This window comes from Burkholderia pyrrocinia (genome assembly GCF_022809715.1).
Taxonomy (GTDB): Bacteria; Pseudomonadota; Gammaproteobacteria; order Burkholderiales; family Burkholderiaceae; genus Burkholderia; species Burkholderia pyrrocinia_C.
Genome location: NZ_CP094459.1, coordinates 2,934,746 through 2,949,039, shown reverse-complemented (window position 1 = coordinate 2,949,039; position 14,294 = coordinate 2,934,746). Strand labels below are relative to the sequence as shown.

At 67.9% G+C, this 14,294-nt stretch carries 13 protein-coding genes and 1 pseudogene; 6 read left to right on the top strand and 8 right to left on the bottom strand.

Annotation, left to right across the window (positions count from 1 at the left end; genetic code table 11):
* The first annotated feature begins 105 nt into the window (after positions 1-105).
* A complete protein-coding gene (gene murB / locus MRS60_RS13640) occupies positions 106-1,155 on the top strand; it encodes a UDP-N-acetylmuramate dehydrogenase (protein WP_175748900.1) in 1,050 nt (349 codons plus the stop codon).
* Between the two features lie 92 nt (positions 1,156-1,247).
* Here murB and argF read toward each other — a convergent pair whose 3' ends face one another.
* On the bottom strand, positions 1,248-2,177 hold the full coding sequence (gene argF, locus MRS60_RS13635) for an ornithine carbamoyltransferase (RefSeq protein ID WP_034178853.1): 930 nt from the start codon (positions 2,175-2,177) through the stop codon (positions 1,248-1,250).
* Positions 2,178-2,589: 412 nt separating this feature from the next.
* Here argF and MRS60_RS13630 point away from each other — a divergent pair, with 412 nt between their 5' ends.
* Entirely contained in the window at positions 2,590-2,910 is a 321-nt protein-coding gene (locus tag MRS60_RS13630) for a DUF3579 domain-containing protein (protein ID WP_034178852.1), read from the top strand.
* A gap of 170 nt (positions 2,911-3,080) precedes the next feature.
* Here the strand turns inward: MRS60_RS13630 and rpsT are convergent, their stop codons facing one another.
* Positions 3,081-3,353, bottom strand: a complete 273-nt coding sequence (rpsT, locus tag MRS60_RS13625; RefSeq protein ID WP_006482211.1) for a 30S ribosomal protein S20 — start codon at positions 3,351-3,353, stop codon at positions 3,081-3,083.
* A 304-nt stretch (positions 3,354-3,657) separates the two neighbouring features.
* Between rpsT and murJ the strand changes: the two genes are divergently transcribed.
* The gene (gene murJ, locus MRS60_RS13620; protein WP_034178851.1) at positions 3,658-5,208 is read left to right on the top strand and encodes a murein biosynthesis integral membrane protein MurJ; all 1,551 of its coding nucleotides are present in this window, start codon (positions 3,658-3,660) and stop codon (positions 5,206-5,208) included.
* Between the two features lie 8 nt (positions 5,209-5,216).
* Positions 5,217-6,059, top strand: a complete 843-nt coding sequence (locus MRS60_RS13615; protein ID WP_034178850.1) for a SirB1 family protein — start codon at positions 5,217-5,219, stop codon at positions 6,057-6,059.
* A 67-nt stretch (positions 6,060-6,126) separates the two neighbouring features.
* Here the strand turns inward: MRS60_RS13615 and MRS60_RS13610 are convergent, their stop codons facing one another.
* The 5 genes and pseudogenes from MRS60_RS13610 to lpxK all read right to left on the bottom strand — a co-directional run bounded on the left by MRS60_RS13610 (position 6,127) and on the right by lpxK (position 10,265).
* Positions 6,127-6,885: an SDR family NAD(P)-dependent oxidoreductase gene (locus tag MRS60_RS13610; protein ID WP_034178849.1), complete on the bottom strand. Its 759-nt coding sequence runs from the start codon at positions 6,883-6,885 to the stop codon at positions 6,127-6,129.
* Positions 6,886-7,276: 391 nt separating this feature from the next.
* Positions 7,277-7,939 (bottom strand): adenylate kinase, encoded by a 663-nt coding sequence (gene adk, locus MRS60_RS13605; RefSeq protein WP_175748896.1) that lies wholly within the window; start codon positions 7,937-7,939, stop codon positions 7,277-7,279.
* A 207-nt stretch (positions 7,940-8,146) separates the two neighbouring features.
* Positions 8,147-8,938, bottom strand: coding sequence for a 3-deoxy-manno-octulosonate cytidylyltransferase (kdsB, locus tag MRS60_RS13600; RefSeq protein ID WP_243564837.1), 792 nt, complete (start codon positions 8,936-8,938; stop codon positions 8,147-8,149).
* Between the two features lie 124 nt (positions 8,939-9,062).
* Entirely contained in the window at positions 9,063-9,257 is a 195-nt protein-coding gene (locus MRS60_RS13595; RefSeq protein ID WP_010090898.1) for a Trm112 family protein, read from the bottom strand.
* Positions 9,238-10,265, bottom strand: a pseudogene (gene lpxK / locus MRS60_RS13590) (tetraacyldisaccharide 4'-kinase). Before lpxK ends, MRS60_RS13595 begins: the two are co-directional and overlap by 20 nt.
* A gap of 450 nt (positions 10,266-10,715) precedes the next feature.
* Between lpxK and xseA the strand changes: the two are divergent.
* Positions 10,716-12,098: an exodeoxyribonuclease VII large subunit gene (xseA, locus tag MRS60_RS13585; protein ID WP_243564836.1), complete on the top strand. Its 1,383-nt coding sequence runs from the start codon at positions 10,716-10,718 to the stop codon at positions 12,096-12,098.
* A gap of 226 nt (positions 12,099-12,324) precedes the next feature.
* The gene (gene sodB / locus MRS60_RS13580; RefSeq protein ID WP_011352986.1) at positions 12,325-12,903 is read left to right on the top strand and encodes a superoxide dismutase [Fe]; all 579 of its coding nucleotides are present in this window, start codon (positions 12,325-12,327) and stop codon (positions 12,901-12,903) included.
* 106 nt (positions 12,904-13,009) lie between these two features.
* On the opposite strand, the gene chrA is transcribed toward sodB, so the two are convergent.
* Positions 13,010-14,221, bottom strand: coding sequence for a chromate efflux transporter (gene chrA, locus MRS60_RS13575; protein WP_131945860.1), 1,212 nt, complete (start codon positions 14,219-14,221; stop codon positions 13,010-13,012).
* Positions 14,222-14,294: the final 73 nt, after the last annotated feature.

Below are 14,294 nucleotides of genomic sequence, written 5' to 3'. Positions count from 1 at the left end.
CGCGCGCGGGCACTCGCTATAATTGCGGACTGTTTGCCATTTTACCGATGCCCCTCCGTTTGCCCAAGACCGGCCTTCCGCCGGCCCGGGCCGACGTGACCGCGAATGCCGATGCCTCCTGACGATTCCGCCCTGTCGCTGCTTCCCGACCATCCGCTCGCCGCGCACAACACGTTCGGCATCGACGCGAACGCGCGCTTCGCCGCGCGCATCACGCACGCGTCGCAGTTCGAGGCGCTGCATCGCGACCCGCGCGTCGCGAACCTGCCGCAGCTCGTGCTCGGCGGCGGCAGCAATGTCGTGTTCACACGCGATTTCGACGGCGTCGTGCTGCTCGACGAAATCGCGGGCCGCCGCGTCGTGCGCGAGGACGACGACGCGTGGTACGTCGAGGCCGGCGGCGGCGAGAACTGGCACGACTTCGTCGCGTGGACGCTCGAGCACGGGATGCCGGGCCTCGAGAATCTCGCGCTGATCCCGGGCACGGTCGGCGCCGCGCCGATCCAGAACATCGGCGCGTACGGCCTCGAGATGAAGGTGTATTTCGATTCGCTGGTCGCCGTCGAGCTATCTACGGGGCGCAGCGAGCGCTTCGACGCCGCGCGCTGCGCGTTCGGCTATCGCGACAGCTTCTTCAAGCGGGAAGGGCGCGGCCGGTTCGCGATCGTGTCGGTGACGTTCCGGCTGCCCAGGCGATGGGCGCCGCGGCTCGGCTACGCGGACGTCACGCGCGAGCTCGACGCGCGCGGCATCGCGCCCGATGCGGCGACGCCGCGCGACGTGTTCGACGCGGTCGTCGCGATCCGCCGCGCGAAGCTGCCCGATCCGCTCGTTCTCGGCAACGCGGGCAGTTTCTTCAAGAATCCGGTGATCGACGCCGCGCAGTTCGCTGCGCTGCGCGCCCGCGCGCCCGATGTCGTGTCGTATCCGCAGCCGGACGGGCAGGTGAAGCTCGCGGCCGGCTGGCTGATCGACCGCTGTGGCTGGAAGGGGCGCGCGCTGGGCGCGGCGGCCGTGCACGACCGCCAGGCGCTCGTGCTCGTCAATCGCGGCGGCGCGACGGGCGCCGACGTGCTCGCGCTGGCACGGGCGATCCAGGCCGACGTGCGCGAGCAATTCGGCGTCGAGCTCGAGGCCGAGCCGGTCTGCCTGTAGCGCGGGTCCGCGCCGGTTTTCACGTACCCAAACAAAAAGCGCCGATCGTCGATCGGCGCTTTTTGCGTCTGCTGCCGGATTCCGCCGGCGCGTCAGTGTTTGAGGCGGCCGAGCAGCAGGAACTCCATCAGCGCCTTCTGCACGTGCAGGCGGTTTTCCGCCTCGTCCCACACGACGCTCTGCGGGCCGTCGATCACGCCGGCCGTCACTTCCTCGCCGCGGTGCGCGGGCAGGCAGTGCATGAACAGCGCGTCCGGGTTCGCGTGCCCCATCATTTCCTCGTCGACGCACCAGTCGGCGAACGCCTTCATCCGCGCTTCGTTCTCGGCTTCGAAACCCATGCTCGTCCATACGTCGGTCGTCACGAGATCGGCGCCCTTGCATGCTTCGTTCGGATCGTCGAACACCTCGTAGAACGGTGCGCTGTCGGGCGACACGAGCTTCATGTCGAGCGCATAGCCGGGCGGCGTCGACAGGCGCAGCTTGAAGCCGAGGATCTGCGCGGCTTCGATCCACGTGTAGAGCATGTTGTTCGCATCGCCGACCCATGCGACGGTCTTGCCGGCGATCGGGCCGCGGTGCTCGTAGTACGTGAAGATGTCGGCGAGCACCTGGCACGGGTGGTATTCGTTGGTCAGGCCGTTGATCACCGGCACGCGGGAGTTTTCCGCGAAGCGCTGGATGACCTCCTGCTCGAACGTGCGGATCATGATGATGTCGACCATCCGCGAGATGACCTGCGCGGAATCCTCGACGGGCTCGCCGCGGCCGAGCTGCGTGTCGCGCGTGCTCATGAAGACGGCGTGGCCGCCGAGCTGGAAGATCCCGGCCTCGAACGACAGGCGCGTGCGCGTCGAGCTCTTCTCGAAGATCATCGCGAGCGTGCGGTCGTGCAGCGGGTGATAGGTCTCGTAGTTCTTGAACTTGCGCTTCAGGATACCCGTGCGTTCGAGCACGTACTCGTAGTCTTCCAGCGAGAAATCCTTGAACTGCAGGTAGTGACGAATGGTTTTGGCGGTCATGAAGCGAAATACGGCGGGTTTCACCCGGCAGCGAGGCCGGACGGCGCCGCCGTCGGGTGTGGATAACTCAAAGCAGCATAAAGGATTTTCTGTGCTTTGACGAGCCGCGAAGAGAAGCGGGGCGCGATCTCCGCGCGCGGCCGGCGGTACGGGAAGGGGGCGTCGGGACGACGCGCGATGGCGCGCTGCGGTATAATCCAAAAGTTTTCTCCAGCCCGGCAGGCAAGCCTCTTCGCGCTCTGCCGGACACAAGCTGTGCGCTGCACAAATCCGGTGCGGCACACCGGCAGCACGCGTTGGCGTCCTGTTTTCGGGATATCGGAATGCTTGTGCCGCCGTCCATTCCAGCTTTGTGTTCGCGTATCCAGGCGCCGTCGCCTGGGCATCGCCGGGCCGTCACTTGGGTAACCACATGGCTGAAACCCCTCCGACCGAATTCTTTATCCAGGGCATTACGAAAGACGGGAAAAAGTTTCGCCCGAGCGACTGGTCGGAACGTCTGGCCGGTGTGATGGCCTGCTTCGGGCCGGGGGCGAGCGGGCCGAATGCACGTCTCAAGTATTCGCTGTACGTGCGTCCGACGATGCTCGGCGACCTGAAATGCGTGATCCTCGATTCGCGGCTGCGAGACATCGAGCCGATGGCTTTCGATTTCGTGCTGAATTTCGCGAAGGACAACAACCTCGTCGTCACCGAGGCGTGCGAGCTGCCGGACTACGGCGCGAAGAAGTGATGCGGTGATGCCGAAGGGCGAGGGCGCCTGGTGCGCCCGCCCTGGCTGTCGTCGGTCGGCGCGATCGCCGTACGACAGGCAACAAAAAAACCCGCCTAGGCGGGTTTTTTTGCGATCGCAGGAAACAGGAACGCCCGCGTGAGCGGGCGCCCTTGCCGGTCACACCGGATTTACGCTGCTGCCTGCAGGCCCTTGACGGCTGCGGCGAGGCGGCTCTTGCTGCGAGCGGCCTTGTTCTTGTGAACGATCTTCTTGTCGGCGATCGTGTCGATCGTCTTCACGGCAGCCTTGAACAGCTCGGCAGCCTTTGCCTGGTCGCCGGCTTCAACAGCCTTGCGAACCGACTTGATCGCGGTACGGAATTTCGAGCGCAGCGCCGAGTTGTGCGAGTTTGCCTTCGCGGCCTGGCGGGCGCGCTTGCGTGCTTGTGCGGAGTTAGCCATGACGGTTCCTTATCCTGTCCTGTTTCCAGAGCTTGGAGCCTGACGGCCAAGCGCTGCTTTTCGATCCGTCCCCTGAGAACGATTGCCCAGGGGCGCATAAAAAAACGGTGATTTTAACCGAGGCCGGAACATGGAAACGGCAGTTGCCGTACATGTACAGGCCTAGAAACGGGCGATTATAGCAACAAAATCAAGCGAGTGGCAAGATCGATGTGACACCCGCCGGGCGGGGCGCCGGCAGCGGGCGCGCTTTTCGGCATCGGGCGGTGGCCGGGTCACGCAACGTCCGTATAATAAGCGCCCCATGAATCTATTCCGAGCCCTGCTGACGGTCAGCGGCTTCACGCTGCTGTCGCGCGTGACCGGACTGGCCCGCGAGACGCTGATCGCCCGTGCGTTCGGCGCCAGTCAATACACCGACGCGTTCTACGTCGCCTTCCGCATTCCGAACCTGCTGCGCCGCCTTTCCGCGGAAGGTGCGTTCTCGCAGGCGTTCGTGCCGATCCTCGCCGAGTTCAAGAACCAGCAGGGGCACGATGCGACGAAGGCGCTCGTCGACGCGATGTCGACCGTGCTTGCGTGGGCGCTTGCCGTGCTGTCGGTCCTCGGGATCGCCGGCGCGTCGTGGGTCGTGTTCGCGGTCGCGTCCGGCCTGCACACCGACGGCCAGGCGTTCCCGCTCGCGGTCACGATGACGCAGATCATGTTCCCGTACATTGTGTTCATCTCGCTGACGACGCTCGCGTCCGGCGTGCTGAACACGTACAAGAGCTTCTCGCTGCCCGCGTTCGCGCCGGTGCTGCTCAACGTCGCATTCATCGCCGCGGCCGTGTTCGTCGCGCCGCACCTGAAGGTGCCGGTGTTCGCGCTCGCGTGGGCCGTCATCGTGGGCGGCGTGCTGCAGTTCCTCGTGCAGCTGCCGGGCCTGAAGAAGATCGACATGGTGCCGCTGATCGGCCTCAACCCGCTGCGCGCGCTGCGGCACCCCGGCGTGAAGCGCGTGCTCGCGAAGATGGTGCCCGCGACGTTCGCGGTGTCGGTCGCGCAGCTGTCGCTGATCATCAACACCAACATCGCGTCGCGGCTCGGGCAGGGCGCCGTGTCGTGGATCAACTACGCCGATCGTCTGATGGAATTCCCGACGGCGCTGCTCGGCGTCGCGCTTGGCACGATCCTGCTGCCGAGCCTGTCGAAGGCGCACGTCGACGCCGATTCGACCGAGTATTCGGCGCTGCTCGACTGGGGGCTGCGCGTCACGTTCCTGCTCGCGGCGCCGAGCGCGCTCGCGCTGTTCTTCTTCGCGACGCCGCTCACCGCGACGCTCTTCAACTACGGCAAGTTCGACGCGCATACCGTCACGATGGTCGCGCGTGCGCTCGCGACCTACGGGATCGGCCTCGTCGGCATCATCCTGATCAAGATCCTCGCGCCGGGCTTCTATGCGAAGCAGGACATCAAGACGCCCGTGAAGATCGCGATCGGCGTGCTGATCGTCACGCAGATCTCGAACTACGTGTTCGTGCCGCTGATCGGCCATGCGGGCCTCACGCTGAGCATCGGCGTCGGCGCGTGCCTGAACTCGCTGCTGCTGTTCCTCGGGCTGCGCAAGCGCGGCATCTACCAGCCGTCGTCGGGCTGGCCGCGCTTCTTCATGCAGCTGGTCGGCGCGACGCTCGTGCTCGCGGGTGTGATGCACTGGTTCTCGATCAGCTTCGACTGGACCGGGATGCGCACGCAGCCGCTCGATCGCATCGCGTTGATGGCCGCGTGCCTGGTGCTGTTCGCTGCACTATATTTCGGTATGTTGTGGGTGATGGGCTTCAAATACGCTTACTTCAGAAGGCGCGCCAAGTGACGACCGCTATGACCCGCGTCCTCGACTACTTCAGCACGCTCGTGGCGGACGACGACAGCCTGCCCGTCACGGAGACCGCGCTGTCGCTGGCGCAGGACGCGTATCCCGACCTCGACCTGCAGGGCACGCTGGCCGAACTCGACATGCTGGCGGCGCGGCTGCGCCGGCGGCTCGCCGACGATGCGGACCTGAAAGGCCGCGTCGCCGCGCTGAACGACTTCTTCTTCCGCGAACTCGGCTTCGCGTGCAATCACAACGATTACTACGACCCCGATAACAGCCACCTGAACGCCGTGCTGAAACGGCGGCGCGGGATTCCGATCTCGCTGTCGGTGCTGTATCTGGAGCTCGCCGAGCAGGTCGGCGTGCCGGCGCGCGGCGTATCGTTCCCCGGCCATTTCCTGCTGCGCGTCACGCTGCCGGACGGCGACCTGATCATCGATCCGACCAACGGCCATTCGCTGTCCGAAGCCGAGATGGTCGAGATGCTCGAGCCGTATGTCGCGCGCGCGGCCGGCGCGGTCGACAGCGCGTTGCGCGCGCTGCTGCAGCCCGCGACGAGCCGCGAGATCATCGCGCGGATGCTGCGCAACCTGAAGACGATCTATCTGCAGACGGAACGCTGGCAGCGGCTGCTCGCGGTGCAGCAGCGGCTCGTGATCCTGTTGCCCGAGCAGCTCGACGAGGTGCGCGATCGCGGTTTCGCGTATGCGCGGCTCGACTACCTGCGCCCCGCGCTCGAGGATCTCGAGCAGTATCTCGGCGAGCGGCCGGAGGCGGACGATGCGACCGTCGTCGAGTCGCAGGTGACCGAATTGCGGCAGCGGATGCAGCGCGACGACGAGGACTGAGCCGGTCGCGCGACGGCCGGAACCCGGAATGAAGAACGCCCGCATCGCGGGCGTTTTGCATGCGCGCTTACTTCGGCTGCATCCGGATCGCGCCGTCGAGGCGGATCACTTCGCCGTTGAGCATCGGATTCTCGACGATCTGGCGCACCAGCATCGCGTATTCGGCCGGTTTGCCGAGCCGCGGCGGGAACGGCACCATCGCGCCGAGCGCGTCCTGCACGTCCTGCGGCATGCCGAGCAGCATCGGCGTCTCGAACAGGCCGGGCGCGATCGTCATCACGCGGATGCCGCTGCGCGACAGGTCGCGCGCGATCGGCAGCGTCATGCCGGCGACGCCGGCCTTCGAGGCCGCGTACGCGGCCTGGCCGATCTGCCCGTCGAATGCGGCGACCGATGCGGTACTGACGATCACGCCGCGCTCGCCGTCCGCGGTCGGCGCGGTTGCGGCCATCGCGGCCGCTGCGAGCCGGATCATGTTGAACGTGCCGACGAGGTTCACGTTGATCGTCTTCGCGAACACGTCGAGCGGATGCGCGCCGTCCTTGCCGACGGTCTTCGCGGCGGGCGCGATGCCCGCGCAGTTGACGAGGCCGCGCAGTGTGCCCGCGTGCGTCGCCGCGTCGACGGCTGCCTGCGCGTCGGCTTCGCTCGACACGTCGCAGCGCACGAATTCGCCGCCCAGCTCGGTCGCGAGCGCGACGCCGGCCGCCTCGTTCAGGTCGGCGAGCACGACCTTGCCGCCGGCCTGCGCGAGCATCCGCGCCGTTCCGGCGCCGAGGCCCGACGCGCCGCCTGTGATCAGAAAGACGTTGCCGCGAATCTCCATGACTGTCTCCTTTGTCGACCGCCCTTAGCGCTTTAGCGCTTAGGGAGGTCCCATGCAAGGCGGTCGACCGCCCTTAGCGCTTTAGCGCTTAGGGAGGTCCCATGCAAGGCGGTCGACCGCCCTTGGCGCTTTAGCGCTTGGGGAGGTCCCATGCAAAGCGGTCGACCGCCCTTGGCGCTTTGGCGCTTGGGAAGGTCCCATGCAAGGCGGTTGTACTGTCCGATGCCAAGCGATCGGTTGAAAAACCGTGCGCCGGTTGGCAGCGCGCACGTATCCGACCGATTGTACGGGGCGCCATCGCGCGGCGGCGAGACAGGCACGGTCGTGCGAATCTCGGCCGGGCGAAAAAAAACCGCCCGGAAAGGGCGGCTTGCGGTGCGCGATGCGGTGCTTACTTCAGTGCGTCGAACGCGCGCTCGCGGATTTCCTCGACGCTGCCGAGGCCCGAGATCTTGCGATACTGCGGCGCCTTCAGGCCGTTTTCCTCGCCGCGCTGCGCCCAGTCGCCGTAGTACTTGATCAGCGGCTTGGTCTGCGCTTCGTACACTTCGAGACGTTTCTTGACGGTTTCTTCCTTGTCGTCGTCGCGCTGGATCAGCGGTTCGCCCGTCACGTCGTCGTGGCCTTCGACCTTCGGCGGGTTGAACTTGACGTGATACGTGCGGCCCGATGCCGGGTGCGTGCGGCGGCCGCTCATGCGCTCGATGATTTCCGAGAACGGCACGTCGATCTCGAGCACGTAGTCGATCGCGACACCGGCGTCCTTCATCGCATCGGCCTGCGCGATCGTGCGCGGGAAGCCGTCGAACAGATAGCCGTTCGCGCAATCGGATTCCTTCAGGCGCTCCTTGACGAGGCCGATGATCAGGTCGTCCGTCACGAGCTTGCCTTCATCCATGAAGCGCTTCGCCTCGACGCCGAGCGGCGTGCCGGCCTTCACGGCCGCGCGCAGCATGTCGCCCGTCGAGATTTGCGGGATGCCGAATTTTTCCTTGATGAAGTTTGCCTGGGTGCCCTTTCCCGCGCCGGGCGCGCCCAACAGGATCAAACGCATGGTGATATCTCCAGTATGTAGATTCGTGTGGCGAGACGCAAAGGCGCCGGCGACTGCGTGCGCGGGGCTTGCCTGGCGCGCGGCGGACCGGTCTGATGCGGCGCGTCGGCTTCGGCGACGCGCGGCTGCCGGCAGGGCCGCGGGCGGGGTCAAGCGAGGACGCGCTGGTCGCGGACGGCTCGCACAATCGCCTGATTATGCCACGGGTTATTTTGAACCCGGCCGAAAAAGGGCCTGCACGCGCGCGAGATCGGCCGGCGTGTCGATGCCGGCTTCGGGTGCGGACTCGGTGATCAGCACTGCGATGCGCTCGCCGTGCCACAGCGCGCGCAGCTGTTCGAGCTGCTCGGCTTGTTCGATCGGTGCCTGCGCGAGCGTCGGATACGTGCGCAGGAAACGCGCGCGATACGCATAGAGACCGATGTGCCGATAGACCGGAAATCCAGGGGCCGGCATCGCCGCGACGTCCGGCCAGTGCGGCTGGTATGCGTCGCGGCTCCACGGAATCGGCGCGCGCGAGAAGTACAGCGCGACGCTCTGCGCGTCGAGCGCGACCTTCACGACGTTCGGGTTGAACACGTCGGCTGCATCGTGGATCGGGTGGGCCGCGGTCGCGATCGCGCAGGCCGGATGCGCGGCCAGGTGCGACGCTACGTCGCGCACGAGCACCGGGTCGATCAGCGGCTCGTCGCCCTGCACGTTGACGACGACGGTGTCGTCGCTCCACCCGAACGTCGCCGCGACTTCCGCGAGCCGGTCGGTGCCGGACGGATGGTCGGCACGCGTCAGCACCGCCTCGAAGCCGTGATCGCGCGCCGCATCGAGCACGCTTTGCGCGTCGGATGCGACGAGCACCTGCTGCGCGCCCGCTTCGCGCGCGCGCTCGGCGACGCGCACGACCATCGGCTTGCCGCCGAGATCGGCGAGCGGCTTGTTCGGGAGGCGCGTCGACGCGAGCCGGGCGGGAATGACGGCGATGAAGGGTTGCGGGTGAGTCATCGGAGGGAACGGTGAGAGGGACGGGGCGGGTGGCGCGTCCGGCGCCGGTCTCCCGGCGGCGTTCGGCGACCGGCCGGGGCCGGGTCGCCTTCAAGCGATTGCGCCGGTCGAGCGGCCTGGCGGTTTATCGGCCGGCCGGGTCGACCGGCGTGCCTTCGACGGTCTGGCGCGCTTCGTCGACGAGCATCACGGGGATGCCGTCGCGGATCGGGTAGGCGAGCTTGTCCGCGTTGCAGATCAGCTCCTGCGCGGCGCGGTCATAGTGGAGCGGGCCTTTGCAGATAGGGCACACAAGGATTTCAAGCAGGCGAGCGTCCACGGAGTTTCTCCACAACGAGGGCAATGAGGCGAGGGTCGAGCGCGGCTTCGACAGGGACGACCCAGAGTCGAGCGTCGCGCCAGGAAGCGCCCAATTTTACTGCATCCTTCTCGGTGATCAGGATCGCATCGACGGCGTCGTCGACGAACGGATTGTCGGCGAACGCGTAGTGGTCGGGCAGCGCGCGCGTCGCCGGCGCGAGACCGGCCGCGCGCAGCGTCGCGAAGAAGCGTTCCGGCGCACCGATGCCGGCTGCGGCGAGCACGCGCTCGTGCGCGAACTGCGACAGCGGGCGGCGCATTGCGGGCTGGTCGAGGTGCCATGCGGCGCCCGGCGTGAGCGCGAGCGCGTAGGTGTCGGGCCACGGCGGCAGCGCGCCGCTGTATGGGTCGTTGACGAGCGTGGCGTCGCGGTGCCGCGACAGCGGCTCGCGCAGCGGCCGGCCGGCAGCAGGAAGCCGTTGCCGCCGAGCCGGTGGTCGAACACGACGAGCTCGACCGTGCGCGCGAGGCGGTAGTGCTGCAGGCCGTCGTCGCTGACGATCACGTCGACGTCCGGATGCGCGGCGCGCAGCGCCTGCGCGGCCGCCACGCGGTCGGGGCACACCCAGACGGGCGCGGTGGTGCGGCGCGCGATCAGCAGCGGCTCGTCGCCGCCCACGCTCGCGCGCGACGCGGGCGTGACGGCGGTCGGCGCTTTCACGTTCGCGCCGTAGCCGCGCGACACGACGCCGGGCGTGAAGCCGGCCGCGCGCAACGCGTCGACGAGCGCGATCACGGTCGGCGTCTTGCCGGTACCGCCGACGGTCACGTTGCCGACCACGACGACGGGCACGCCGACGTCGACCGGTTTCTTCCAGCCCTGTGCGTAAGCGGTGCGCCGCAGCGCCGCGCACAGGCCGAACACGCATGCGAACGGCGTGAGCGCCCACGCGAGCGCGCCGCGCCGCTGCCATTCGCGTGTCAGGCGCGCTTCGAGCCGGGCGAGCGGGCCGCCGGGCGTGCTCATCGGACCGGGCGCGGCGCGTCGTGCGCCGCGGCGTGGGACGGATTCGTCAAGGCGGATTCTCCGTTGGGCGGCGCATGCCGCGGGGTCTGCGGAAGGCGGCACTCTAGCGCGCCGCATGCGGACGCGGCAAGCGCGACCGGCCGACGCAGCCCGCGGGGCCGGATCGCGGCGGGCTGTGGATAACTCTGTGAAGAACTCCCCGGTCGATGGCCTCAAACGCCCGCCCGGTGGGCATCGAATCGGATGAGAATCATTCCGAAAGGTTTAAAAATATATAAAAATCAATGTGTTATCGGGAATTGTCTGGTTTTTTTCGCGGTTTCCAAGCGTTTTAGGCGGACGATTGCCAGAATGTGGACACCTTTCGAGCGCCGCGACGCATGCGCTCGGTGCTGGACGCCGCGCGTGTGTCGGACTATCGTGTCGCCGCCAGCATTCATCCGACCGTCCATGCCTTCCGACTCCCCTTTTGCTGCACCCGGCGCGACCCGCGGCGGCGACGAAGTGATTCCCGTTTCGGCGCTCAATCGCGCGATTTCGACGATGCTCGAGCGCTCGTTTCCGCTGCTGTGGATTTCGGGCGAAGTATCGAATTTCACGCGCGCCGCGAGCGGCCACTGGTATTTCTCGATCAAGGACCAGCAGGCGCAGATGCGCTGCGTGATGTTCCGCGGCCGCGCCCAATACGCGGAATTCACGCCGCGCGAAGGCGACCGGATCGAGGTCCGCGCGGTCGTCACGATGTACGAGCCGCGCGGCGAAGTGCAGCTCAACGTCGAGGCCGTGCGGCGCACCGGGCAGGGGCGCCTGTACGAGGCGTTCCTGCGGCTGAAGGCGCAGCTCGAAGGCGAAGGGCTCTTCGCGCCCGAGCGCAAGCGGCCGCTGCCGGCCCACCCGCGCGCGATCGGCATCGTCACGTCGCTGCAGGCCGCCGCGCTGCGCGACGTGCTGACCACGCTCGCACGCCGTGCGCCGCACATTCCGGTGATCGTCTATCCGGCGCCCGTGCAGGGTGCCGGTTCCGCCGAAAAGCTCGTCGCGGCCGTCGAGGCCGCGAATGCGCGGCGCGAGGTCGACGTGCTGCTGGTCTGCCGCGGCGGCGGCTCGATCGAGGATCTGTGGTCGTTCAACGACGAGGCGCTGGCGCGTGCGATCGCGGCGAGCGAGCTGCCGGTCGTCAGCGGCGTCGGGCACGAAACCGATTTCACGATCGCGGACTTCGCGGCCGACGTGCGCGCGCCGACGCCGACCGGCGCGGCCGAACTCGCGAGCCCGCAGCGCGCGCTGCTGCTGCGCGAGGTCGGCGACTGCCAGCGTGCGCTCGCGCGCGGCATGGAACGCCGGCTCGAACAGCGTGCGCAGCAACTCGACTGGCTCGCGCGCCGGCTCGTGAGCCCGGCCGAGCGGCTGCAGCGGCAGCGCACGCACGTCGAGCAGCTCGCGGCGCGGCTCGCGTCGGCGGCGTCGCGGCCGGTGCGCGACGCACGCGCGCGCTTCGCGCTCGCGCAATTGCGCTGGCAGCGCGCGCGGCCCGATCCGTCACAGGCGCGCCAGGCGCTCGCGGGGCTGTCGCAACGTCTCGCGCTCGCATTGCAGCGCCGTCACGAACGCGACACGGCGCGTGTGTCAGCCTGTGCGGCGCGGCTCGAGGTGCTGAGCCCGAAGCGCACGCTCGAGCGCGGCTATGCGGCGCTCGTCGATGCGCAGACGGGCCGCGCGGTGCGCGCGCCGAGCGCGCTGAAGCCGCAGCGGCGCCTGACCGTGCATCTCGCCGAAGGCTCGGCCGACGTGTCGCTCGCCGACGTGCAGCCGAGGTTGACCGATACGATCTGACGTAACCGGCGCAAGCGAAACGAAGGTCCCGCAACGGACGCGTCCCATGCGGGAACGGATACTGCGCATCGCCGGTTGGTCCTGCCGGACGTTGCGCAAACAGCGCTTTTCCGCATACCGCGGATAAATTGCCCGTGAGTTTGCGGGGTTATTCGTCCTCGCCTACAATCGGACGCTCGGCAGCATTCAACACAAGCCCCCCTACATACTCAACGAAGGAATCGCCATGGCTCATACGCTCCCGCCGCTCCCGTACGCTGAAGACGCACTCGCGCCGACCATCTCGCTCGAGACGATCCAGTACCACTACGGCAAGCACCATCAGGCTTATGTGACGAACCTGAACAATCTGATCCCGGGCACGGAATTCGAAAACCTGTCGCTGGAAGAGATCGTGAAGAAGTCGTCGGGCGGCATCTTCAACAACGCCGCGCAAATCTGGAACCACACGTTCTTCTGGAACAGCCTGTCGCCGAACGGCGGCGGCGCACCGACGGGCGCGCTGGGCGATGCGATCAACGCGAAGTGGGGTTCGTACGACGCATTCAAGGAAGCGTTCACGAAGGCTGCAGTCGGCACGTTCGGTTCGGGCTGGGCATGGCTGGTGAAGAAGGCCGACGGTTCGCTCGACATCGTGTCGACGAGCAACGCAGCCACGCCGCTGACGACCGCCGACAAGGCACTGCTGACGATCGACGTGTGGGAACACGCGTACTACATCGACTACCGCAACGCACGTCCGAAGTTCGTCGAAGCGTTCTGGAACATCGTGAACTGGGACTTCGCAGCGAAGAACTTCGCGTAAGGTCCGGCGCCTGCGCGCCGCTGCGGCGCGCGGCACCCACGAAAAAGCCCTCGTAACGAGGGCTTTTTTTGTTTTGGTCCGGCAGGATCGTGCCGCGCTTGCCGGCTCAGCCGACCATGCCGAGCACCCAACCGAGCGCCGCGCTCGCGATCACGACGGCCCACGGTGGCACGCGCCAGAACACCAGCGCAACGAACGCGACGAGCGCGGCGGCCAGGTCGCGCGGCGCCACGATCGTGTCGGTCCAGACCGGGTGATAGAGCGCGGCGAGCAGCAGCCCGACGACGGCCGCGTTCACGCCCGCGAGCGCGGCCTGCATGCGCGTGCTGCGGCGCAGGCGCTCCCAGAACGGCGCGGTGCCGGCAACGAGCAGGAACGACGGCGCGAAGATCGAGACGAGCGCGATCGTGCCGCCGAGCCAGCCGTTCGGCGCATCGCGCAGCGAAGCGCCGAGGAATGCCGCAAACGTGAACAGCGGCCCCGGCACGGCCTGCGCGAGCCCGTAGCCAGCGAGGAACGCCGAATCGCCGACCCAGCCGGGCGCGACCACGGCCGCCTGCAGCAGCGGCAGCACCACGTGCCCGCCGCCGAACACGAGCGCGCCGGTGCGGAAGAACGCATCGACGACGGCAAGCGTATCGGAGCGGAGCACGCGTGCCGCGAACGGCAGCGCGACGAGCAGCGCCGCGAACAGCGCGAGCCACAGCACGCCCGCGCGGTGCGATACGTGCAGCGGCAACGGCTCGTGGGCGTCGCGCGCCGGCTGCGGCAGCAGGACGAGACCGGCCGCACCGGCCGCGACGATCACCGCAATCTGCGTCCACGCGGCCGGCGCGAGCAGCGCGACGCACGCGGCCGCGGCCATCAGCGTGACGCGGCGCGCATCCGGGCACAGCGTGCGCGCCATGCCCCAGACGGCTTGCGCGATCACCGCGACCGACACGATGCGCAGCCCGTGCAGCGCGCCGGCTTCGATCGGCGCGCCCGTCGCGTGAACGCCGAGCGCAAACAGCATCATCAGCAGCGCCGACGGCAGCGTGAAGCCGAGCCACGCGGCGAACATTCCCGCATAGCCGGCGCGCGCGAGGCCGATCGCCATCCCGACCTGGCTGCTCGCGGGCCCCGGCAGGAACTGGCACAGCCCGACCAGATCCGCATACGTGCGCTCGGTGAGCCAGCCGCGCCGCGTGACGAATTCGGCGCGGAAGTAGCCAAGATGCGCGACCGGGCCGCCGAACGACGTAAGGCCGAGCCGCAGGAATGCGACGAACACGGGCCACGGATGACGGGAAGGGACGGGGACGGTCGATGTGTTCAAGACGGGGCACGCGATGGGCGGAGCGAGCCGACACGATAGCGCAACGCGGCGACGGCGGGGTGTCGCGTGGCGG